The organism is Idiomarina baltica OS145 (assembly GCF_000152885.1).
Lineage (GTDB): Bacteria > Pseudomonadota > Gammaproteobacteria > Enterobacterales > Alteromonadaceae > Idiomarina > Idiomarina baltica.
In genome coordinates, this window is record NZ_CH672407.1 from 33431 (window position 1) to 54958 (window position 21528).

Consider the following 21528-nt stretch of genomic DNA (forward strand, 5'->3'; position numbering starts at 1 on the left):
TCACAGAGCTTTAAAGCTTCATAAGCCAAAGCTATTGTCAATATATTAGTCAAAAATAAATCACTGTGTTAGTGAATTTGTGCATCCATTAATCACTTGGCGGGGTGTAACCCTCAACCGTGACATCCTTTCTTTCGAATAGGAATTCTTTCATACGTTCTTCAAGGAATTTTCGATCGTCTTCCGCCATCATATTTAAACGATTTTCGTTAATTAGCATAGTTTGCTTCTTCTGCCACTCGGCCCAAGCTTCTTTGGAAATGTGATTAAATATACGTTCACCTAGCTCACCAGGATAGAGCTGAAAATCGAGTCCCTCAGCTTCCTTTTGTAAAAATTCGCAATAAACGGTTCTGCTCATTTTAGTACCTTTAGTTTTTTAAATAGTTTTACTGTAACTGCCGAATACCCCAGTTCAATATCCTCGTGGAGTGGCACCCAGCGTTGCTTTCTTTCATTAATGGCATCTGTAGCGTGACTGTCAACTACGATCGGATAACAATGCAGGGTGAAATGACTAAAAACGTGCTTAAATGGTGATAATTCGATCAATTGTTCGGGATGAGCTGGCGCTGAGTTCAAGAGTGCTGATTTACTCTCGTACTCTGGAAAGCTCCAAAGTCCGCCCCAAATTCCTGTTGCTGGTCGCTGCTCTAGCAAAATGGATAATGTTTGGATATCCCGTTGAATGAGCAGATAAACGGTGCGAGTCGGGTTTTCCTTTTTAGGCTTAGGCGCTGGGATAGTCGCGACCGTGTCTTCTTGATACGCGAGACAATCGCTCCTAAGAGGGCAAGCCTGACAATCCGGCTTGCTTCGCGTGCAGACCAGAGCGCCCAAATCCATCATTGCCTGATTATAATCATCATGTCGGTGAGCGGGTGTGAGCGCTTCAGAGTGTTGCCATAACGATCGTTGTACCGCTGTTTTACCGGGCCATTCTGACTCACCGAAATAGCGAGCTAGCACACGTTTTACATTGCCGTCGAGAATAGCTGCAGGCTTGCCAAAACCTAGCGATAATATTGCGCCTGCTGTAGAACGACCGATGCCGGGTAGCGTCTCGAGTTCAGCCTGAGAGTCGGGTAACTGGCCGTCATATCGCTCGACAGCGAGCTGTGCGGCTTTATGGAGGTTGCGAGCGCGTGCATAGTAGCCTAATCCCGTCCATAAACTGAGCACGGTATCTTGTTCGGCTTCGGCTAAGTCGGGAAGTGATGGAAAGCGCTCTACGAATCGCTTAAAATAGGGGATAACGGTATTGACTTGGGTTTGCTGTAGCATAATTTCTGACAACCACACCCGATAAGGCGTTTTATTAAGTTGCCATGGAAGCGTCTTGCGCCCGAACTTATCAAACCAACTTAATACATGGCTTGAAAACTGCTCATTCATTAAGGCCTCTGACTTTTATCAAGTTACGTTAGTTCTATTTAGTTTATTGTCTAAAGCTGTGTAAATAAACCGCAAACCTATCTGACAAATAAAAAAATAGCACTATAATTTTAATAATTATGAATGATCATTATGATCTACATATTTAATTTGTCGTACTCACAGTGAGACGTACGAATTTACAGATTGCATGAATAAGGAGATTGCAATGAAAAAACTAAACGCGATTGTTCTAGCCCTTTTAAGCGCCGGTGTGTCTGGGACTGCACTTGCACAACAATCTCAAGTAGAAAAAAACGATATTTATGTGGGAGCGCGTTTGGGAGTTTTTGCGCCTGACTCGGAGCGTGTCGCTGCGCAAAACAATGTTGGTGTGCCGGTAGATAATGGTTTGAGCACTTGGACCGGCGGTCTTGAGCTAGGTGTGATGTTAACCGAAGCTTGGGAAGCACGCGTTTATTATGACTATATGGAAGCAGATTTAGACCCGAGCGGCACTGCTTACGGTAAAAGTTACGGTACTGATGTGCTGTATCATTTTAATGATATGGTCTACGGTGGTTTAGGCCTAACGAGTACTGATATCGGAGATATCGCGGACAAATCGGTTCGGTTGACGGTGGGTCACCGTTCTTTCATCAATAACAATTTAGCTTGGCGCGTAGAAGGTGGTGTTCAGCAAGGGTTTGATGAAGATTACACCGAAGGTTTTGCGAACGTTGGTCTTCAGTATTTCTTCGGCGGACGCAATGCTGTAACAGAGGCGAAACCTCGTCCAGCGGCTGCGCAGCCAACTGAAACGACACCTGCACCGCAGCAGACGATGGATAGTGACAACGACGGTGTGATAGACAGCCGCGATAAGTGCGCTGATACGCCTCGTCGTTACTCAGTGGATGCAGACGGTTGCACCATGTATGAAAATGAAACTGTACGCGAACAGCTGCTCGTTGAATTTGATTTTGATTCCTCGCAAGTTCGCAAAGATGCGATGGAACCTATTGCGGAAATGGCGGAATTTATGAACGAGCATCCGCAGTTAGATCTGACAATACATGGACATACCGACAAAATCGGTGATGCAGAGTACAACCAGTGGTTGTCGCAGCGCCGTGCAGAGTCAGTCAAAAATGTACTGGTTGAAAGCTACGGCATTTCAGCAAGCCGCATTAACACAGTCGGTCATGGCGAGAGTCAGCCTAAAGTTAAAGGTGACAGCCCTGCAGATCGTCAAGAAAATCGTCGCATTGAAGCTGAACTGAAAGTCATGACACGTGTACCTGTCATTGAGAAGTAAATTGCGTTAAGTACCTTGAATAGGTGATAATAGAGAGCAGGCTCATGAAAATGAGCCTGCTTTTTTATTATGGTGACAGCAACAGTTGAGTGTAAATAAATGAGTCAGTTTAAAAGCGCTGAAGAAGCCGCAGCGGCTGGGAAATATGTACGTCGAGTTCGCAGTTTTGTAAAGCGTGAGGGGCGATTAACTAAAGGCCAAGCGGCCGCAATTGAACGTCAATGGCCACAACTTGGTCTTGCGCTAGAGCAAGGTCTGCTCAACTTTGAAACAGTGTTCAATAACAGCAACCCAGTCACTCTAGAAATAGGCTTTGGTATGGGGCACTCGTTGGTTGAAATGGCAAAGAATGCACCTGAGCAAAACTTCATCGGTATCGAAGTCCATGAACCCGGCGTCGGTGCCTGCTTGATGGCTGCAGAGGATGCTGGTGTTACTAATTTACGCTTATTCAATGACGATGCAGTTGAAGTACTTGAGCAGTGTATTGCTGACGAGAGCTTACAGCAGGTGCAAATTTTCTTTCCTGATCCATGGCATAAGAAGCGTCATCATAAACGCCGACTAATTCAACCGGAGTTTGTTGCTCACCTGTGTAAAAAGCTCAAACCCAACGGTGTGATTCACTTGGCGACCGACTGGGAAAACTACGCCGAACATATGCTTGAGGTGTTGTCCGGCGAGCCACGTTTGAGCAACCTATCGACCGCGGGTGACTTTATTCCGCGCCCAGAAGAGCGTCCTAAAACCAAGTTTGAACAACGTGGTGAAACTAAAGGCCACGGTGTCTGGGACCTTAAGTTTCAGAAAGCAAAGTAGTTAAAACGTCGTTCAGGAATCGGTGACCGAGCTGACTTAGCTGCCAATGGTCACCGTCTGATTCGACCCAGCCTTTTCTCTTGGCTTCGTCTAGTGCACGGTCACCGTGTTCGATCGGTAAGCCGGTAAAGTCAGTAAACTGCTGTTTAGATACAGGCTGAAATAGACGAAATTGGTTCATGAAGAACTCGAAGCTTCGCTCTTCGGGGTCAACATCCCACTCCCGATAACGTAACGCGCGCGTCAAATCGAGATAGCCCTGAGGATGTTTCACCTTTTCGCAACGCCGTATTTTATGTTGCTCTGGGAGGGTTATTTTACTGTGTGCTCCACAACCGATACCTAAATAGTCACCAAACTCCCAATAGTTAGTGTTGTGTAGACTTTGGTGCCCGGGTTTACAGTAAGCACTGACTTCGTATTGCTGATAACCGGCTTTCAGTAATCTCTCGTGGCCGCGTTGATAGATGGCCCATAGCGTATCGTCATCGGGCAGTTGAGGTGGTCGGCTGGCAAACATAGTGTTGGGTTCGATGGTCAGCTGATACCATGAAATATGAGGTGGATTTAGTGCAATAACACCTTCAAGATCGCTCAGTGCGTCGTGCGCCGATTGACCGGGCAAACCATGCATCAAGTCCAGGTTAAAGCTCTTCAGAGGTAACTGACTGGCGTGCTCTGCCGCGGTGCGAGCTTGCAACGGGTCATGGATACGACCGAGTGTACGTAAGTGTTCTGCATTGAGGCTTTGAATACCGATAGAGAGTCTGTTGACACCCGCGTTGATGAAGCCCGCAAAGCGCTCTACCTCGAAAGTTCCTGGGTTAGCTTCCAACGTGATCTCGCAATCACTGGCAAGAGTCAGGCGTTTGCGCACGCCATCAAGTAACCGTTGAATCCCCTCCGCAGTAATCACGCTTGGGGTTCCTCCGCCAATAAAAATAGATTGGATAGCGCGACCTTGCACGCCGCCGAGATCGGCTGATAGGTCATCTAGCAAGCGACTTATATAAGCTTGTTCAGGAATGCTACCTTGTATTTTGTGCGAGTTAAAGTCGCAGTAGGGGCACTTCTCGACACACCATGGAATATGGATATACAGCGATAACGGTGGAAGCGTAAGTGACATATTAGGCCTGTTCTGCTATGTGTTGCAGTAATTGGGAGAGTGCTTTACCACGGTGACTCAATTGCTGTTTAGCGGCTTTATCGAGCTGGGCTGCTGAACACTGCTGGTCAGCGATATAAAAAATTGGATCGTACCCGAAACCGTGGTCACCTTGCGGGTGCGTTAAGAGCTCGCCGTGCCATTGCCCGTGACAGATTAACGGCGTTGGATCGGCAGCATGGCGCATATAAACCAGTACGCAATGAAAGCGAGCTTGGCGTTGCTTTATGCTCGACATATCCGCAAGTAAACGCTCGATGTTATCTTGATCGGTCGCATGCTCGCCCGCATAACGCGCCGAGTAAACGCCTGGTGCACCGTCGAGCGCAGGAATTTCGAGGCCAGAGTCATCCGCTATGGCGGGTAATCCCGTATGTAGACAGGCATTACGCGCCTTAATGATGGCGTTTTCTACAAACGTTGTGCCGGTTTCTTCTGCTTCGGGCACGTTCCATTCACTCTGTGGTCGGACTTGCCAAGACTGAGTTGCCTGTTGGCTCGCCAACATCGCTTGCAGCTCGCTCACTTTTCCTTGGTTTCCAGTTGCGAGCACTAGGGTAAAGTCGCTTGTTATCATAGAAAAATCTCAAGTCAAATCGGTGACATCATGATACCGTTTGAACGTGCCTTTTAAAATCAATGATTCATAATAAGCGGCACGGATAAAATAAAAGAATAAAAGGAGAATGCACTTGGATGCTGCAAATACACTGATTTTAGTGTGTGGTTTTTTGTTAGTGGTGAGTATCCTTGCAGGAATTATTTCTAATCGCTTGGGTGCACCGATTCTACTCGTGTTTCTTGTCGTGGGTATGCTCGCGGGAACCGATGGTGTGCTCGGGTTAAGTTTTGATAGCCCTAATATTGCGTTTTTCATCGGCTCTATCGCATTAGTGATTATCCTATTTGATGGTGGCATGCGCACCAATCCTGAGCGCTTTAGGGTTGCACTTTGGCCCGCTATTAGTTTGGCAACTATCGGGGTGGCCTTAACCTGCACCTTGGTTGCAACGACAGCGGTATATTTATTCGATCTACCTTGGACGGCTGCCTTATTGATAGGCGCCATTTTAAGTTCTACCGACGCGGCCGCTGTATTTGGTATCTTTCAGTCGCAGGGTTTACAGATTAAAGAGCGGGTCGGTGCGACACTTGAGATAGAGTCAGGTAGCAACGACCCGATGGCGGTTATCCTCACGCTGACCATGACCAGCGCTGCCGCATCTGGCGAATTTTCAGCGTGGTATCACATGGTGGGAAATGTCGCCTGGCAGCTTGCAGGTGGCTTGGCGATGGGATGGTTAGCGGGTCGTGCATTCATTATTGCAGCCAGGAAATTACCGCTGAGTTTCTCATTTCTACCCTTATTAGCGATTGCCAGTGCCGTGATGATCTATGCACTGACTGCATTTTTGGGTGCCAGCGGTTTCTTAGCGGTGTACTTAATGGGCTTCGTTATTGGCAATTCGCGTCTACCACAACTTGTGCATATTCTGCATGTACAGGATGGGCTAGCTTGGTTAAGTCAAATTAGCATGTTTCTTATACTTGGCTTATTAGTAACACCTTCACATGTTGTTCAATACTTACCTGTCGCAGTGGGTGTTGCCTTTACGCTGATATTCGTAGCGCGTCCGATAGCAGTCTTGGTGAGTTTACTCCCATTCAGCTTTCCCTGGCGTGAACAAGTGTTCATCAGCTGGGTCGGATTACGTGGGGCGGTACCTATTATCTTAGCCCTATTTCCATGGTTGAGTGGTGTTGAGCAACAAGAGCTCTATTTCGATGTCGCATTTGTCGTAGTGCTCATCTCTCTAATCATTCAAGGCTGGACCATCGCGCCTGTGGCGCGTTGGTTACAGTTAGAAGTTCCCAAACGTCCGGAACCGGCGCAACGGATGCCATTGGCGTCTGTTTCGAGTCGCGAAGCACTCGAAGTTTGGTCTTATCCTATCGATAAGGATTCTCCCGCCTGTGATCACGCGTGGAAAGAGCTCAAGTTGACCGCCCCTGCGACTTTTGTCGGTGTTATTCGTGACGGTGACTGGCTGCAACCCGAGACACAACCTATTGTGCGTGAGGGGGATGTACTGCTAGTGACTGCAACAGTCAAAGATATTGATGAGGTGAGTCGTATCTTAGCATCCGGCGGTAAGGGCATGCAGATGAGTGATAAAGGCTTCTTCGGTGACTTTACTTTAAGGGGCGACTTGACCATTGCCGAGCTGGCGAGCGTATATCCGGCAGGCGATGTGGATGAATCTATCCTCAGCATGACTCTTAATGACCACTTTAAGGACAAGTTCCATCGTCGCGTAGTTATCGGTGATAGCTTGGTTATTGGCGCGTTGACAGTGACAGTGCGTAGCTTAAATAAAACAGGTGATATTGAAGCGGTGGGTGTTAAAGCAAAAGAGTGAGCAGGCGCTCACTCTTGATACATTTTTTGCTCAAATTCAAGGCGATGGCTATGACCCGCTGAATCGCGGATATCAATTTTAAAGCGCATTAACTCTTCATCACCAAATAAAAAATCGGCAATGTAATAGACGCTTGTGCCCTCATCAATTTTTTGGAACTGCAATGTCTGTACGCCACCGCGAGGGTTTATCACGTGGCCTTTTAAGTCTGCAGCGACCGACTGTTGGTTAGAACGATTCAAGACCGCAATATTTACCAATCCTGACTTCTCACTGCGCTGGATGTCATAGGTTGAAGCGATCTCGGGCGTTAGAAACGTCGAGTTAAACGCGTTGTAATGAACATCCCACTCGCCCAACTGCTGTTTTTGTTCAGCGAGCGAAGCACCCGTAAAGGTGCTCGCTGCCAATAATAGTGTGAAGGTTAAATAACGACTCAATTGATGCATTGTGTGCTCCTATACGCCAATTAAGATGCGTAAGAACTGAATCGCAATAATGACAATTAACACCGATAGATCTAAGCCTCCTAGCGGCGGAATGATACGTCGCACGGGCGCAAGAAAGGGCTCTGTCAATTGATACAACATCGCTTCCATCGGGTTATAGCCTTGGGAAAACCAGCTCAACAGCGCGCGGATAATTAGGATCCAGAATAGGGTGGTTAAAAATGCACTAACGGTAGACAGTAAGCCCTGAACAACAATTACCAAGGGGTTCACCGGGATGTCATTTAACCAAACCAGCGCTCCTATTTTGAGCATGCCTAGCGCAATAGCGAGTATTAAACACGCTAAATCTATGCGACCTTTAGATGGAATCACTTTGCGCAAGGGACCCAACAAAGGCTCGGTTGCTTTGACAACAAACTGACTGAGCGGATTATAGTAATCCGCTCGAACAGCTTGCATCCAGAGTCGCAAAATAACCACAATCGAGTAAAGTTCGATTAAGGTGGTCAGAAGAAACTGCATTGCGTTATTCATGGTCGCTCCTAAAACAGATCCGCCATTTCTTGATTACGTTTCACTGCGGCTTTCACAGCATCGGCCGAAATGTTATGCAGATCGCGTTGTTGATAGACTTCTACGCCTTTTGCGGTTGAGCCGCCCTTACTGGTTACTTGCTTGCGTAAATCTTCTAATGTTAAGTCGCTTTCTTTCGCCATTTGTGCGGCACCTAAACAGGTTTGCTGAACCATAGCGCGCGCTTTTTCTGGGTCAAAGCCGAGTTCCGTTGCGCCTTTGGCTAAACTATCCATAAATTCGAAGAAGTACGCTGGGCCACTGCCCGCAACGGCGCCTAGGATATCGAGTTGATCCTCATCGGCGACCCACAAGGTATCACCCACGCCATCGAATACGTCAGTCACATAGGCTTTATCTTTGTCATCGGCGCTATCGGTCACTAAACCTGACATGCCCTGACCGACCAACGATGGCGTATTAGGCATCACGCGGATGATGGTGATGTCATCACCTAAATAAGTGCGGTATTTCGGCATACGAATACCAGCAGCGATGGTGATAATCAGTTTGTCGGCAAGGTTACTGACTTTGCTTTTAATATCAGCACAAACTTGTTCCATTAATTGCGGCTTAACTGAGAGCACGATAACGTCGGCTTGCTCAATAACCTCAATATTGTCTTGGCTAGTATTGACGCCTAAGTTGGACTTCATCTTTTCAAGTTTCTCAGGGCTCGGGTTGCTGACAAAAACATGGTCAGCTGGATAGCCACTTTTGCACATGCCACCAACGATGCTTTGTGTCATGTTACCTGCGCCAATAAATGCGATCTTACGAATATCGTTCATTATCACTCCCGTTGTCCAAAAATTGCACTTCCAATACGTACCATGTTAGCACCTGCGTGTATTGCTTGTCGCATATCACCGCTCATTCCCATAGAAAGGGTGTCAACAGATGGGTGCAGTTGTTGCAGCTGTTGGTAAAGTTCACGCATGCTCGTGAAGCTATCAAGTTGCTGCTTTTCATCGGTATCTGCTTCTAAGATGGTCATGATGCCGCGTAGTTTCAAGTGCGGGCACTTGCTGACAAACTTTGCGAGTGCATTAATATCACTTTTTTTTACACCGGATTTATTCGGGTCGTTATCGATATTTACCTGTAAGAGTACATTGAGCGGGGGCAAAGCACCTGAGCGCTGGTCATTTAAACGACGAGCAATTTTCTCTCGATCGATACTTTGAACCCAGTCAAAGTGTTCAGCGACAAGTTTAGTTTTATTGGACTGTAGCGGACCAATAAAGTGCCAGGTTATATCCAGCGCTTGCAACTGTTGCACCTTGGCAACCCCTTCTTGAACATAATTCTCAGCAAATTCGCGTTGGCCGGCTTCGTACGCAACCCGAATTGCTTCGGCTGAATGCTTTTTACTCACAGCGAGCAGCCGCACGGACTCCCTATAGGTAGTCTGTTCGGCCATAGCGTTAATGTTTTGACGAATTTGTCCAAGACTTTTGACAATATTTTCTGCTACCTTGGTCACCATTATTCCTTGTTTATCAGATAGAGAATTCAACGATGAATGTAAGCGAACTGCTTTCCTTTAGTATGAAGCAATCGGCTTCAGATTTGCATCTTTCTGCAGGCAGTGTGCCTATGATACGAGTGGATGGTGATATTCGACCACTTAAAATGGACCCTCATTCACATCAAGAACTTCGTACCATGTTGTTCGATATTATGTCAGAAGGTCAGCAGGAAGAGTTTAACGAGCGTTTCGAATGTGACTTCTCGTTTTCCATTGAGTCTGTTGCGCGCTTCCGTGTCAACGTTTTCACTCAACGGCACGGTATCGCGGCTGCCTTCCGGGTCATCCCAAGCGAAGTTACGACCTTAGAAGAGCTCAATGCGCCAGAGATATTTAAAGACATTGTCGATGCGCCTCGCGGTTTGGTGTTGGTTACAGGACCCACGGGATCGGGTAAGTCAACAACGTTGGCGGCGATGGTTGATTACATTAACCGTTCACGTTCACAACATATTTTAACAATTGAAGATCCGATTGAGTTTGTGCATGAGAATAAACAAAGCTTAATCAGTCAACGCGAAGTGCATCGTGATACACGCAGCTTTGAAGCCGCTTTACGCTCGGCGTTGCGGGAAGACCCGGATGTCATTTTGGTCGGTGAGATGCGCGACTTGCAAACCATTCGCTTAGCCATGACTGCGGCAGAAACCGGGCATTTGGTGTTGGGTACGTTGCATACCACTTCAGCGCCTAAAACCGTTGATCGTATTATTGATGTGTTCCCTGGAGACGATAAACCCATGGTGCGCTCGATGCTCTCAGAATCATTACGGGCAGTCATTTCGCAAAGCTTATTAAAACGCGTGGGCGGAGGTCGTGTGGCGGCACATGAGATCATGCTGACAACCCCGGCGATTAAGAACTTGATTCGGGAGGATAAAGTCGCACAAATGTACTCTGTTATCCAGACGGGACAGGAGAAAGGAATGCAAACACTCGATCAGTCGTTAAAGAAATTACTCTCGCGAGGCGATATAGATAGTGAAGAGGCGCGTCGTTGCGCTGCGAATAAAGAGGATTTCTAGTGATACGACTCGGGTGCGCGGTTGTCATTTTGACCCTTTCGCTGGCTGTTCAGGCGCAGCAATCTACACGTATTGCGCTAGGTTGTTGTGTCGACCAGAGTGAGCGACAGGCGGTATGGGATGCGTTGAACCTGGCTGAACCCGAGGTGTTTGCTTTACTCGGTAATGGGGTTGCTGCAAACGCTGATGATATGGATGACTTACTTGCGGCGTACGAGGTGTTTAATCGTTACCGAGGTCCGCGGATGCTACGCAGAAACAGCGCTTTTGTCTCGACGTGGGGAGAGGATGATTACAGTATTGATGGACACGTCGGTGCTGACAACCCGCAACGTTATGCGGTACGCAATCACTTTTTGACCTTTTGGCGTGAGCCGCTGACGTCTGAACGTATGTTCCAAGAGCATGGTATTGCTAAAAGCTTTATCATCGGGGAAGCGCCGCAGCGGGTACAGGTGATTTTATTGGACACGCGCTGGGCGCGCGAGCCGTTAAAGAAAAGAGGTTTGCTTGAGCGAGTCAGCCTTTACTTCGATGACAATAATGGTCCCCTACAAGTGGGTGACGCCAATAGACTGCTGGGTGAAGGCCAATGGCAGTGGTTAGAACAGCAACTGTCGAAAGAAGCAGAAATACGTATTTTGCTTTCTGAAATGCCATTTTTAGCACCACAGAACGGATATCCGAGTTGGGCGTTGTTTACACAGGAGCAGAAGCGACTGTTTGCGCTACTAAAAAATCTCAATGTAAAGCACGTTTTATTGGGCCATGGTGGTATTAACTTTGGGCAAATTGTCAAAGCGCCTCAGTTACTAGACTATCCTGTTTGGCAAGTCAGTTCGGGCACCATTAATAGAGACAATGGGACGCCGTATCAGTTTAGTCAGCGACAAGGTTTGGGCGAGCCAAGTACGCGGTTTGGTATGATCGAGATTACATGGTCAGAACAACCGACCGTGACACTCTCATTGAGAGACGTCAACGGGCGGCCATTGACTCAAACGACAATTAATTTGCGTGACTTGCAGTAATGTTTAATTGTGGCGGTTGACGATGCTGGGTCGCTTGCTCGTAGCTGTAGGCGGCCTCGATCAATACAGGCTCTGCATTCGCCGTGGAAAAGAAGCTAATGCCAACGGGTAGTTTTGGCTGCTTGGGAAGTTCAATATAGCCCATCGGTACGGTAATGTGCGGATAGCCCGCAACAGCTGCCGGTGAGCTTGCGGAACCAGCGTAATGGTCACCATTCACCAAGTCGATTTTCCAACTAGGACCGGTCGTGGGCGCAACTAACAAATCCAGATCATGCTCAGTAAGCATCTTATCGATACCCTCGGGTCCAGCTAGACGCTTACTTTTCTCCAGCGCATCTAAATAGCGAGATTCATCAGCAGCGGTCATATTGTTTGCCATGATAAAGAGCTCTTGACCAAAATACGGGAGTTCTTTATCTGCCATCCGATTGTTAGCCTCAATTAAGTCCGACATGCTGCGGTACGGCAGATTAGTGGTCGCAAGGTACGCCGCCATATCGTGCTTGAATTCATATAACAAAACGGTGAATTCGGCATCGCCGTACTCACCATAAGTTGGCATTTCCACATCAACTAGCGTAGCGCCTTGTGCTTTTAGCACGTCCAATTGTTGCTCGAACTGCTGATCAAGTAATTCGTTATACCCCATTAAATTACGAACGACTCCAATACGCTTACCTTTGAGCCCATCTTCGTTCAAATAGTCGGTCAACACGGTGTCGGAGCGGAAGCTAGCAGAATCGCTCCCATCGTAGGATGCCATTGCTTGCATTAGTGTAACTGCGCCCGCCACGGTTCGTGCCATTGGACCTGCGGTATCTTGACTGTGCGAGATAGGGATGATGCCGTCACGACTAATTAAACCTAACGTTGGTTTGATGCTGACAATACCGTTTACCGCTCCGGGGCAGACGAGTGAACCATCGGTTTCAGTACCGACTGCGAAGGTGGTGAAGTCGGCAGCGACGGCCGCTCCTGAGCCTGCGCTTGAGCCACACGTGGAGCGGGTAGGATCGTATGGATTACGCGCTAAGCCGCCAACACCACTCCATCCCGAGCTTGAACGTGTTGAACGAAAGTTAGCCCACTCACTCAAATTGGCCTTGCCTAAGATAATTGCACCTTGCTTACGAAGGTTTGTCACTAAAGTGGCGTCATCCTCGGGATAGTTCTCGGCAAATAAAACGGATCCCGCGGTATTGGCGAGTCCATCCGCTGTATCGATATTATCTTTCAGTAACACAGGAATTCCGTGAAGAGGACCGCGGACATTGCCTTGTTCACGTTCGTTATCTAACATTTTAGCTTGATTTAACGCATCAGGGTTAAGGCTGATAACCGCACGCAATTGAGCGCCCTGTTGGTTGTTTGCTTCTATCTGACGTAAATAATGCGTTATCAGTTCCGCTGAAGAGAGCTCGCCTTGTGCTAGTGCGTCTTGAATCGTTAGATAATCGGCATGTGCGAATTGAAACGTGGCTTCACTTTGTTGGCTGCTGACCGTGGCGGGATTCGTTTCTGTCGGCAACGTTTGACATGCGGTTAACGCTAAAGCCAAGCTGAGTGATAAGGTTGTTTTGCTAAGTTTGGATAGAGCCATAATCGAGTTCATCCCTGTTATTTTTATGTTGCACTAAAATCGCACACCTTCTTAGGTAAGGCGAGAAAAAATAAGGTAGAATAGCGGAATATTGAGATTTATAGCAGGTTGTATAGGTATGAAAGTTCTGGGTATCGAAACGTCATGTGACGAGACGGGGATCGCTATTTATGACACTGAGAACGGGCTACTGGCGCATAAATTATACTCACAAGTAAAACTGCACGCAGATTATGGTGGTGTAGTTCCGGAGTTGGCTTCCCGGGACCACGTTCGTAAAGTGTTGCCGCTTATACAGGAAGCGTTTGCCGAAGCCGAGCTATCGCGGGAAGATATTGATGCGATAGCTTACACCTGTGGCCCGGGTCTAGTCGGAGCTTTGCTTGTCGGTAGTTGTATAGGTCGAAGCCTCGCTTTCGCTTGGGATGTTCCAGCGGTGGGCGTTCACCACATGGAAGGGCACCTGCTGGCTCCGATGTTAGAAGATACACGTCCCGAGTTTCCCTTTGTCGCGCTACTCGTTTCTGGGGGACACACGCAACTAGTTGATGTGAAAGGAATTGGACAATACGAGTTGCTTGGAGAGTCGGTCGACGATGCGGCTGGTGAAGCGTTTGATAAAACAGCTAAGTTGATGGGGCTGGATTATCCGGGAGGACCTCGACTGGCTCGACTTGCTGAAAGTGGGCGTTCTGAACGTTTTAAGTTTCCGCGACCAATGACCGATCGCCCAGGTCTCGATTTTTCGTTTAGTGGCTTAAAAACGTTTACCGCCAATACGTTGGCGAGCAGTCCTAATGATGATCAAACGCGAGCTGATATTGCCCGCGCATTCGAGGATGCTGTCGTTGATACTCTGGCTATTAAATGTAAACGTGCGCTCAAACAAACTGGACGTCAGCGACTAGTTGTTGCGGGCGGGGTGAGCGCTAATAAACACTTGCGCCAACAACTTGAACATTTAATGAAGAAATTGAAAGGGCAGGTGTTCTATCCAAGAACAGAGTTTTGCACTGACAATGGTGCCATGATTGCGTTAGCAGGCGCCCTTCGTTTAGAGGCGGGCGAAAAAACAGGGTTGGCGATCAAAACTTTCCCGCGTTGGCCATTAACTGATCTTGCTGCGCACGGTTCTTAAAGTTATTGATCTCTACGAAATGAAGTTTCTTTACCTGATGTGAGTCGTATAATATTCGCTTGATGGCGCCACAGAATGAGCGCTGAAATCATAATTACAGGCACGGTGTATTGAGGTTTTATCCAATATGCATAAAACGGCGCAAGACACACGGTAACGAGCGCAGCAAGAGAAGAAATGCGACTCAGCTTGAAGACCAGAAGCCAGGTCGCGATCAGCAACAGCGCCATCGCCCAAGCCACAGGAAACATTGAGCCTAGGGCGGTTGCGACGGCTTTGCCGCCACGAAAATTAAAGTACAAGGGGAAGATATGGCCCAGGCAAGCGGCGACAGCTATTAAGCCAAGAAAAAACGGTTCGATCCCTAAAAAATAGGAGCTCCAGACAGGGATCATCCCCTTGAGCACGTCGAACAGAAGCGTCAATATTGCGGGCAGTTTACCCCCAACTCGATATACATTGGTCGCTCCGGGATTACCGGAACCCGATAATCTGGGGTCGGGCAGTCGCCAAAGCTTACAAATGAGCACGGCACTACTGATCGAGCCCAGTAGATAGGCAGCGAGTATCATCAGTAAAGTCAGTGCGCTCATAGGGTTCGATTCTTCCTAAGATTAGGTTAAGCTTTATAGACCTAGAATAAGCGGTTTTTAGTCGAATTACCAATGAGGAAATTTATGTCCCAACAAGGATTAGATGAAGTACTGATTGAGGGGCTAGAAGTTGACGCAACTATCGGCGTTTACGACTGGGAACAAGATATTCAACAAAAGCTGATCATTGATCTCACACTGGCATGGGATTGCCAGCGCGCAGGTCAGTCGGACAGTATCGATGATGCGCTCGATTATGCCGCAGTCAGCCAAGCCGTTGAACGTTGGATTCAAGCGAAGCCGAGAGCATTAATTGAGACCGTTGCAGAAGGTATTGCCGAGTTATTATTTAAAGATTTTGGTGTTAATGAAGTCCAGGTAAAGGTCAGTAAGCCTGGCGCTGTGCCAACGGCAAACAATGTAGCTGTAAAAATACAGCGGACCCGTGTAGACGGACCGTTCGGATAATTGCGATGGCACGTGTATTTTTAGGTGTGGGTTCGAACTCCGACCGAGAGCGCCACATTCTTAATGGGCTGATTGATATCAACGAGCACTTTAACTGGGTGCAGCGTTCCCAGGTCTATGAAAGTGAAGCGGTTGGCTTTGCAGGACATGCGTTTTATAACCTCGTAGTTGAAGTAACCACAACGCTCGATGTCGAATCGGTCCTTCAGCAGTGTAAGGCGATTGAAAAAGCACATGGACGTACTCACGGGGGGCCTAAATTTAGTCCCCGTACGTTGGATATCGACGTACTGCTATACGATGACTTGGTTCGCGAATCAGAGCCTCAATTACCGCGTGCTGAAATTTTAGAGAATGCCTTCGTTTTATTGCCGCTAGCGGATATCGCACCGATGCGCAGACATCCGGTTAACGGCAAAACCTATCGTGCTTTGTGGCAAACTTATAACCGAACACAACAGCTAGCTCCGCTCAAAGATGAGCGTTGGCTGCCGTTTTAAATTAAGCCACGTTTTATCGCTAACAAGCGCTCCTCATTCAGTACTTGGCCTACCTCAGGCCCTTTAAGGCCTCGTGCAACGATAGATGAGGCATCAATCGATCTTGCCTGAGTCAAGGCACTTACAATACAGCCATCACTGATATTAGGTCGTGCGATATGGCGAATGTGTGCCAATTGCTCGATACGCTCTGGTTGGCGCCACATATCAGCGCCATTAGCAAGCTCTAATAGTTGTGCGGGACTGAGTGGTGAGGGTTGCAATAACCACTTGCGGCTACCAAACACTGCTTGTGCTAACCGTTTATACTGATTGGGCAGACGTAGCTTTTGACTCAACAAATTAATTTCAAAAGTATCGCCTTGACGTAACATGAGCGTTGCAAATCGTGTGTGAGTGCACTGTGTGACTTGGCTAATTTGTTGTAGGTCGCTCACTGATGAGGGCGATATCGTCAATTCAGGCATCACCTGCGACCATGCATCAATTTCGACTAATAGCTCAATAAACGCTGCTGGCGCATCGGTGGCGAGCGCCTTTTCCCACTCTCGCCATACTCGTTCTGCAACGAGTGTCTTTAACTCGCCCGAACGAGCCATGGCTTTCATCAGGTTTTTGGTTTCCTGTGCGACCGTAAAGCCCAAGGGTTTAAATCGTGCATAGAACCGTGCCACGCGAAGCACTCGCAAGGGATCTTCAACAAACGCAGGCGAAACGTGACGCAATAGCTTGCGTTCAATATCTTGCTGTCCGCCATAGGGATCGATCAGGTGTCCGTGCTCGTCTTCAGCGATGGCATTAATGGTTAAATCTCGACGCTCTAAGTCTTGGGTGAGCGTTATCGTGGTCTCTGTATTAACTTGAAACCCCGTGTATCCTTGTCCTTGCTTACGCTCAGTACGCGCCAGTGCATACTCTTCCCGTGTCTGTGGGTGTAAGAACACAGGAAAGTCCTTACCCACTTGTTGATAACCTAAAGCGAGCATTTGGTCAGGGGTTGCGCCCACCACAACATAATCTTTATCACCGACAGGACAGCCCAATAACTGGTCTCGAACGGCTCCACCGACTAAATATATATCCAAGTGCACCTCCATGCTTTAAGGTGATGATCGCGAATCACTAGTTTAAGCGCAAGTAACTCGTTACACTGAGGCTAAAAAAGTTTGGCATGACTATGTATCAACAGCATTTTGGATTAACCGCAGAACCATTTTCGATCGCGCCCGATCCGCACTTTCTCTATCATAGTGAGCGTCACCAAGAAGCGCTCGCGCATTTAGTGCAGGGGTTGCAAGGTAGTGGTGGTTTTATTCTACTGACCGGAGAAGTCGGTACGGGAAAAACCACGGTATCGCGTGCGTTACTTGAGCAACTGCCCGAGTCGACAGAAATTGCCTTTATCCTAAACCCGATGCTTAACGAGGATGAGTTGTTGGCGACGTTATGTGATGAGTGGGGAATCCGCTATCAAAAAGGACGTGCAACACGTAAAGTACTGACCGATAAAATCAGTCAGTTTCTACTCGATGCTCATCAACAGGATCGTCAGTGTGTCGTGCTGATTGATGAAGCGCAACACTTAAAGCCCCAAGTACTCGAGCAGCTGCGGTTACTAACCAATTTAGAAACGACAAAAAATAAGTTACTACGAGTCATTTTAATCGGACAGCCCGAACTACAAACCTTATTAAAACGGCAAGAGCTTCGACAGCTGGCACAGCGTATTACTGCTCGTTATCACTTGTTGCCATTGACCAACTACGATACTGAAAGGTATATCGCTTATCGCTGTCAGATGGCGGGCGCCAACCGAGCGCTGTTTACTCAGCCTGCGGCGATGACGGCTCACAAACTGACGGGCGGAGTACCCAGGCTATTAAATTTACTCTGCGATCGCGCGCTTTTAGTTGCTTACGCAGATGGTCAAATGCAAGTCGACAAAGCGCATGTTAAACGCGCCTCACAAGAGCTGGGCCAATTTGACGAGCCTCAACAACGCGCTCAGACGGCGTCACGTTGGCCGTGGCTTCTACTGCCAATCGCGGCAGTAATAATAGCCGCTCTGATGCGCTGGTGGTCGGTTCCCGAGATTCAGGTGGAAGAACCGATTAGCAACTATGACTATCAAAATGCGCAATTACTGGCGACTGCGTGGCAATTACCTCAACCGCCTCGGCAACAAGCCTTTTGTGATTGGGTAAAGAATTATCAGCTCGCTTGCTTAAAAACCAATGCGGTCAGCGTGTCGCAATTACAGCAAATAAACTATCCGGCGTTATTGTTACGTGATGCTCAAACAGGCATCGTATTGAAGTCGATGGAGCCGGTTGATACCCAGGGGTGGACAGGAGAAGTCATCGGCTTATATCAGCGACCCGATATTCGATACCAAGATGGGGCTACGGAATCTGAAGCTTTGACACAATGGGTTAAGGAGCAACTGGCGCGTTATTTAAGCGATACCCAGCAGCGTTTGAATGCGCAAGCACAATTACAAGCGATTCAAAGACAAGCTGGGCTACCGATCACTGGCGAGTTAAATCAAGTTACATTGGCGTGGTTGAGTGCACGCTACTTTGAATCCGGTCCGCGCTTACAGGAGGTTAACTGATGTCTTCTATCTTAAAAGCGCTAAAGCAACAGCAGTCCCCCATCGTGCGCACACAAAGCCAACTTAATAACGAGCTATTCGCAGCGCAAAAAAACTCGGCTTCAGGGACTGCCAAGTGGGCTATCGGTGCTTGTGTAGCTGCCATAGCCTGCAGTTTAGTGGTTTTGTATCTTCCTTTAGGTGAACAAGACAACGCGGTAGCGCAACGGGCCCAGCAACCAGAGGTCTATCGTTGGGGAGACGCGGCTACAGTACCTACCATCGATTGGGCGGCAGCACCTGAACCGAAACCAGCTGAACCCGAGCCGATAATTGTCAACCCGAGAGGGCAAACGGCTCAGCAGCCAGCTAGCCAGCAAGATGCGTTGGCTACCGAAGGCATTTCTGAGGATTTGCTGAGTCGCTTTGAACAAGCTGTTAAAGCAACGGCCGATGCTAAGCAAAATGACGTCGATAGCGTGATTCCTACTTTATCGAAACTCAATCCGTCGTTACAGCGACAGATTCGTGCGTTCACGTACGATGCGCATATGTACGTTTCTGATGAGAGTCGTCGGTGGATAGAGCTTGATCAACAAAAACTCATGGTTGGCGATCAATTTCGTGACATGCAAGTTGTAAAGATCGAGCCACAACGAGTGGTTTTACGCAGACAGGGCAAGCTTTTCGCGGTCGAAGCGCTGGTTGATTGGGAAGGCGCCCAATGATTGACAATTGAGCGTGACCTTTTTACTCTTTAAACAACTGAATTAAACGCCTGTTTGAAAAAACGTCGAACGGGTTCAACTTTGTATAAAGAGAGGTAGGTCATGGCCGATTATCGTGCGCCAAGAGATGACATGGATTTTGTCCTTCATGATGTATTTAATGTCACCGCCGATTGGCAAAAAAGCGACATGCTTGCGGAGATGATGGATCAAGACACAGCGTCAGCGATTCTTGATGAAGCCGCAAAGGTCGCTGAGCAGCTCATCGCGCCGGTATCTCGTCAAGCTGATGAGGAAGGCGTGAGTTTTAATGGCGGTGAAGTCACGACGCCCGCAGCGTATAAGGAAAACTTCCGCCAATTAGCTGAAGGTGGCTGGGTCGGGGTTACCGCAAACCCAGATTTTGGTGGTATGGGGCTACCGAAATCACTCTCAGCTCAGTATGAAGAAATGCTGTGTTCGGCCGATGTCGCTTTTTCCCTTTACCCTGGGCTAACCTCTGGCGCCATCATGACGCTTGATTTGCATGGCAGCGACGACATCAAACAAACCTATCTAGAGAAAATGGTGCAAGGCGAGTGGACCGGCACCATGTGCTTAACTGAACCTCATGCGGGTACTGACTTAGGGATTATAAAAACTAAAGCAGAACCACAAGGTGACGATAGCTATCTCATTTCAGGAACCAAGATTTTCATCACCGGTGGTGAACATGATTTGGTCGATAATATCGTACACCTAGTGCTGGCAAAACTGCCTGACGCACCCGCTGGCACGAAAGGTATATCGCTTTTTGTAGTGCCGAAATTTTTAGTCAACGACGATGGCTCAGTCGGTGAGCGTAATGCGGTCAGTTGTGGCTCCATTGAACATAAAATGGGAATCCATGGTTCAGCTACTTGCGTGATGAACTTTGACGGCGCACGCGGCTGGATGGTCGGTGAGCCTAACCGTGGTTTGGCTGCGATGTTTACCATGATGAACTATGAACGTCTGGGAGTAGGGATTCAGGGTCTTGGTACCGCAGAACGCTCTTATCAAAATGCGTTGGAGTATGCGAGAGAGCGTATTCAAGGACGTGGTGCAAAAGCGACGCGTGATATGAGTGCAGCCGCTGATCCCTTATTGGTGCATGGCGACATCCGCCGCATGTTGTTAACCATGAAGTCACTCACCGAAGGTGGACGTGCGTTTTCAACCTGGGTCGGGCAACAATTGGACCGAGCAAAATACGGTGAGTCAGATGAAGTGAAGCAACAGGCGGACGCAATGGTGGCATTGCTAACCCCTGTTGCAAAAGCCTTTTTGACGGACACGGGTCTTGAGTCAACAATTCATGGACAACAGATTTTCGGCGGTCACGGCTATGTGCGGGAGTGGGGACAAGAGCAACTCATTCGTGACACCCGCATTGCACAAATTTATGAAGGCACCAATGGTATTCAAGCACTCGACTTACTCGGGCGCAAAGTGGTTGGTTCTAAAGGTCAGCTGTTACATCCATTTGTTGCCGAGATTAAAGCATTTGTTAATGAAGCTGCCACCGACAACTGGAATGCTCAATTTAATCAACTCAAGCAGGCCGTTGATGAACTAGAACGCGTGACCGGACAAATCATTGAGCGCACGCAAAGTGACGAGAATCAAGTCAACTCCGTTGCGGTGGAGTATTTGCATTTGGTCGGTTATATTGCGTATGCATACTTATGGTTACGTATGGCATTGGTTGCAGAGACAAAGCAAGGCGAACGGCCTTACTTGGCGAGCAAAATTAAGACAGCACGGTTTTATTTTGCGCGGATATTGCCACGTATTTCGTCATTGATCAGTACCATCGAAGACGGTAGTGAGAGCTTATATTTACATGACGACGAAGACTTCTAAACAAACAATTAGCTTTTATCGCGATAGTCGCCGCCCCCAAGGTTGGGGCGGCTTTTTTTTAGCCCTATGGATGGCGATTTATATTGGTGGAAAGGTTCCGTTGTGGCTGATAGCTATTGGCGTACTGTTAACGATGACGATATTTATTATTATCGTAATTAAGTTCCGACCAAAACAGGAAGCTGCGTATTGGGACGGGCGAGAACTCGTTGAAAGGCGTTTTATCTTGCCACCCAAACACTATCTGCTAAATGAACCACCGCGGGTTGTCCGTCATGAAGCGGATATAGCCGCCGTCGAATTTAGTGAC

Annotated in this window: 23 protein-coding genes; 12 read left to right on the forward strand and 11 right to left on the reverse strand. The window is 48.0% G+C overall.

Going from position 1 to position 21528, the window contains the following annotated elements; translation table 11 throughout:
• Window positions 1-88 precede the first annotated feature (88 nt).
• Window positions 89-361, reverse strand: coding sequence for an oxidative damage protection protein (locus tag OS145_RS09255; protein WP_006956129.1), 273 nt, complete (start codon window positions 359-361; stop codon window positions 89-91).
• Window positions 358-1395: an A/G-specific adenine glycosylase gene (gene mutY, locus OS145_RS09260; protein WP_006956130.1), complete on the reverse strand. Its 1038-nt coding sequence runs from the start codon at window positions 1393-1395 to the stop codon at window positions 358-360. Before mutY ends, OS145_RS09255 begins: the two co-directional genes overlap by 4 nt.
• 208 nt (window positions 1396-1603) lie before the next feature.
• Between mutY and OS145_RS09265 the strand changes: the two genes are divergently transcribed.
• A complete protein-coding gene (locus OS145_RS09265; protein ID WP_006956131.1) occupies window positions 1604-2692 on the forward strand; it encodes an OmpA family protein in 1089 nt (362 codons plus the stop codon).
• 99 nt (window positions 2693-2791) lie between these two features.
• Window positions 2792-3511 (forward strand): tRNA (guanosine(46)-N7)-methyltransferase TrmB, encoded by a 720-nt coding sequence (trmB, locus tag OS145_RS09270; protein ID WP_006956132.1) that lies wholly within the window; start codon window positions 2792-2794, stop codon window positions 3509-3511.
• Here trmB and hemW read toward each other — a convergent pair.
• Both hemW and rdgB read right to left on the reverse strand, forming a co-directional pair.
• Window positions 3489-4640: a radical SAM family heme chaperone HemW gene (gene hemW / locus OS145_RS09275; protein WP_006956133.1), complete on the reverse strand. Its 1152-nt coding sequence runs from the start codon at window positions 4638-4640 to the stop codon at window positions 3489-3491. The genes trmB and hemW overlap by 23 nt on opposite strands.
• 1 nt (window position 4641) lies before the next feature.
• On the reverse strand, window positions 4642-5256 hold the full coding sequence (gene rdgB / locus OS145_RS09280) for an RdgB/HAM1 family non-canonical purine NTP pyrophosphatase (protein WP_006956134.1): 615 nt from the start codon (window positions 5254-5256) through the stop codon (window positions 4642-4644).
• Between the two features lie 109 nt (window positions 5257-5365).
• Here rdgB and OS145_RS09285 point away from each other — a divergent pair, with 109 nt between their 5' ends.
• Window positions 5366-7099 carry a potassium/proton antiporter gene (locus OS145_RS09285; protein ID WP_006956135.1) on the forward strand — a complete coding sequence of 578 codons (1734 nt, stop codon included), beginning with the start codon at window positions 5366-5368 and terminating at the stop codon, window positions 7097-7099.
• An 8-nt stretch (window positions 7100-7107) separates the two neighbouring features.
• On the opposite strand, the gene OS145_RS09290 is transcribed toward OS145_RS09285, so the two are convergent.
• Genes OS145_RS09290 through OS145_RS09305 form a run of 4 tightly spaced genes read right to left on the reverse strand, consistent with a single transcriptional unit; the run spans window position 7108 to window position 9613 of the window.
• The gene (locus tag OS145_RS09290; protein ID WP_006956136.1) at window positions 7108-7548 is read right to left on the reverse strand and encodes a DUF4426 domain-containing protein; all 441 of its coding nucleotides are present in this window, start codon (window positions 7546-7548) and stop codon (window positions 7108-7110) included.
• Window positions 7549-7557: 9 nt separating this feature from the next.
• Complete coding sequence (locus OS145_RS09295) at window positions 7558-8085, reverse strand: YggT family protein (RefSeq protein WP_006956137.1); 528 nt, start codon at window positions 8083-8085, stop codon at window positions 7558-7560.
• Between the two features lie 8 nt (window positions 8086-8093).
• A complete protein-coding gene (proC, locus tag OS145_RS09300; RefSeq protein ID WP_006956138.1) occupies window positions 8094-8915 on the reverse strand; it encodes a pyrroline-5-carboxylate reductase in 822 nt (273 codons plus the stop codon).
• 2 nt (window positions 8916-8917) lie between these two features.
• On the reverse strand, window positions 8918-9613 hold the full coding sequence (locus OS145_RS09305) for a YggS family pyridoxal phosphate-dependent enzyme (RefSeq protein ID WP_006956139.1): 696 nt from the start codon (window positions 9611-9613) through the stop codon (window positions 8918-8920).
• Between the two features lie 32 nt (window positions 9614-9645).
• Here OS145_RS09305 and OS145_RS09310 point away from each other — a divergent pair, with 32 nt between their 5' ends.
• On the forward strand, window positions 9646-10680 hold the full coding sequence (locus OS145_RS09310; RefSeq protein ID WP_006956140.1) for a type IV pilus twitching motility protein PilT: 1035 nt from the start codon (window positions 9646-9648) through the stop codon (window positions 10678-10680).
• Window positions 10680-11711 (forward strand): metallophosphoesterase family protein, encoded by a 1032-nt coding sequence (locus OS145_RS09315; protein WP_006956141.1) that lies wholly within the window; start codon window positions 10680-10682, stop codon window positions 11709-11711. Before OS145_RS09310 ends, OS145_RS09315 begins: the two co-directional genes overlap by 1 nt.
• Here OS145_RS09315 and OS145_RS09320 read toward each other — a convergent pair.
• Window positions 11689-13314 (reverse strand): amidase, encoded by a 1626-nt coding sequence (locus OS145_RS09320; RefSeq protein ID WP_116287559.1) that lies wholly within the window; start codon window positions 13312-13314, stop codon window positions 11689-11691. The two genes, OS145_RS09315 and OS145_RS09320, sit on opposite strands and share 23 nt — an antisense overlap.
• Before the next feature lie 118 nt (window positions 13315-13432).
• On the opposite strand from OS145_RS09320, the gene tsaD reads away from it, so the two are divergent.
• The gene (gene tsaD, locus OS145_RS09325; RefSeq protein WP_006956143.1) at window positions 13433-14452 is read left to right on the forward strand and encodes a tRNA (adenosine(37)-N6)-threonylcarbamoyltransferase complex transferase subunit TsaD; all 1020 of its coding nucleotides are present in this window, start codon (window positions 13433-13435) and stop codon (window positions 14450-14452) included.
• Window positions 14453-14454: 2 nt separating this feature from the next.
• Here the strand turns inward: tsaD and plsY are convergent, their stop codons facing one another.
• On the reverse strand, window positions 14455-15045 hold the full coding sequence (gene plsY, locus OS145_RS09330) for a glycerol-3-phosphate 1-O-acyltransferase PlsY (RefSeq protein ID WP_006956144.1): 591 nt from the start codon (window positions 15043-15045) through the stop codon (window positions 14455-14457).
• 84 nt (window positions 15046-15129) lie between these two features.
• Here plsY and folB point away from each other — a divergent pair, with 84 nt between their 5' ends.
• Window positions 15130-15513: a dihydroneopterin aldolase gene (folB, locus tag OS145_RS09335; RefSeq protein WP_006956145.1), complete on the forward strand. Its 384-nt coding sequence runs from the start codon at window positions 15130-15132 to the stop codon at window positions 15511-15513.
• 5 nt (window positions 15514-15518) lie between these two features.
• A complete protein-coding gene (gene folK / locus OS145_RS09340; RefSeq protein WP_006956146.1) occupies window positions 15519-16013 on the forward strand; it encodes a 2-amino-4-hydroxy-6-hydroxymethyldihydropteridine diphosphokinase in 495 nt (164 codons plus the stop codon).
• On the opposite strand, the gene OS145_RS09345 is transcribed toward folK, so the two are convergent.
• A complete protein-coding gene (locus OS145_RS09345; protein WP_050750001.1) occupies window positions 16010-17098 on the reverse strand; it encodes a tRNA nucleotidyltransferase/poly(A) polymerase-related protein in 1089 nt (362 codons plus the stop codon). The genes folK and OS145_RS09345 overlap by 4 nt on opposite strands.
• Window positions 17099-17184: 86 nt before the next feature.
• On the opposite strand from OS145_RS09345, the gene OS145_RS09350 reads away from it, so the two are divergent.
• The 4 genes from OS145_RS09350 to OS145_RS13440 form a co-directional block, all read left to right on the forward strand.
• On the forward strand, window positions 17185-18627 hold the full coding sequence (locus OS145_RS09350) for an ExeA family protein (RefSeq protein WP_006956148.1): 1443 nt from the start codon (window positions 17185-17187) through the stop codon (window positions 18625-18627).
• Window positions 18627-19334, forward strand: a complete 708-nt coding sequence (locus OS145_RS09355; protein ID WP_006956149.1) for a general secretion pathway protein GspB — start codon at window positions 18627-18629, stop codon at window positions 19332-19334. The genes OS145_RS09350 and OS145_RS09355 overlap by 1 nt, the downstream gene beginning before the upstream one ends.
• 102 nt (window positions 19335-19436) lie before the next feature.
• Window positions 19437-21218: an acyl-CoA dehydrogenase C-terminal domain-containing protein gene (locus tag OS145_RS09360; RefSeq protein WP_006956150.1), complete on the forward strand. Its 1782-nt coding sequence runs from the start codon at window positions 19437-19439 to the stop codon at window positions 21216-21218.
• A partial coding sequence (locus tag OS145_RS13440; RefSeq protein WP_006956151.1) for a hypothetical protein occupies window positions 21199-21528 on the forward strand: 330 nt, incomplete at its 3' end. The genes OS145_RS09360 and OS145_RS13440, both read left to right, overlap by 20 nt.

Bases quoted from the DNA above. Each gene is read 5' to 3' on its own strand.
- OS145_RS09255 (WP_006956129.1), bottom strand. From the start codon at position 361: ATGAGCAGAACCGTTTATTGCGAATTTTTACAAAAGGAAGCTGAGGGA.
- mutY (WP_006956130.1), bottom strand. From the start codon at position 1,395: ATGAATGAGCAGTTTTCAAGCCATGTATTAAGTTGGTTTGATAAGTTC.
- OS145_RS09265 (WP_006956131.1), top strand. From the start codon at position 1,604: ATGAAAAAACTAAACGCGATTGTTCTAGCCCTTTTAAGCGCCGGTGTG.
- trmB (WP_006956132.1), top strand. From the start codon at position 2,792: ATGAGTCAGTTTAAAAGCGCTGAAGAAGCCGCAGCGGCTGGGAAATAT.
- hemW (WP_006956133.1), bottom strand. From the start codon at position 4,640: ATGTCACTTACGCTTCCACCGTTATCGCTGTATATCCATATTCCATGG.
- rdgB (WP_006956134.1), bottom strand. From the start codon at position 5,256: ATGATAACAAGCGACTTTACCCTAGTGCTCGCAACTGGAAACCAAGGA.
- OS145_RS09285 (WP_006956135.1), top strand. From the start codon at position 5,366: ATGCACTTGGATGCTGCAAATACACTGATTTTAGTGTGTGGTTTTTTG.
- OS145_RS09290 (WP_006956136.1), bottom strand. From the start codon at position 7,548: ATGCATCAATTGAGTCGTTATTTAACCTTCACACTATTATTGGCAGCG.
- OS145_RS09295 (WP_006956137.1), bottom strand. From the start codon at position 8,085: ATGAATAACGCAATGCAGTTTCTTCTGACCACCTTAATCGAACTTTAC.
- proC (WP_006956138.1), bottom strand. From the start codon at position 8,915: ATGAACGATATTCGTAAGATCGCATTTATTGGCGCAGGTAACATGACA.
- OS145_RS09305 (WP_006956139.1), bottom strand. From the start codon at position 9,613: ATGGTGACCAAGGTAGCAGAAAATATTGTCAAAAGTCTTGGACAAATT.
- OS145_RS09310 (WP_006956140.1), top strand. From the start codon at position 9,646: ATGAATGTAAGCGAACTGCTTTCCTTTAGTATGAAGCAATCGGCTTCA.
- OS145_RS09320 (WP_116287559.1), bottom strand. From the start codon at position 13,314: ATGGCTCTATCCAAACTTAGCAAAACAACCTTATCACTCAGCTTGGCT.
- tsaD (WP_006956143.1), top strand. From the start codon at position 13,433: ATGAAAGTTCTGGGTATCGAAACGTCATGTGACGAGACGGGGATCGCT.
- plsY (WP_006956144.1), bottom strand. From the start codon at position 15,045: ATGAGCGCACTGACTTTACTGATGATACTCGCTGCCTATCTACTGGGC.
- folB (WP_006956145.1), top strand. From the start codon at position 15,130: ATGTCCCAACAAGGATTAGATGAAGTACTGATTGAGGGGCTAGAAGTT.
- folK (WP_006956146.1), top strand. From the start codon at position 15,519: ATGGCACGTGTATTTTTAGGTGTGGGTTCGAACTCCGACCGAGAGCGC.
- OS145_RS09350 (WP_006956148.1), top strand. From the start codon at position 17,185: ATGACTATGTATCAACAGCATTTTGGATTAACCGCAGAACCATTTTCG.
- OS145_RS09355 (WP_006956149.1), top strand. From the start codon at position 18,627: ATGTCTTCTATCTTAAAAGCGCTAAAGCAACAGCAGTCCCCCATCGTG.
- OS145_RS09360 (WP_006956150.1), top strand. From the start codon at position 19,437: ATGGCCGATTATCGTGCGCCAAGAGATGACATGGATTTTGTCCTTCAT.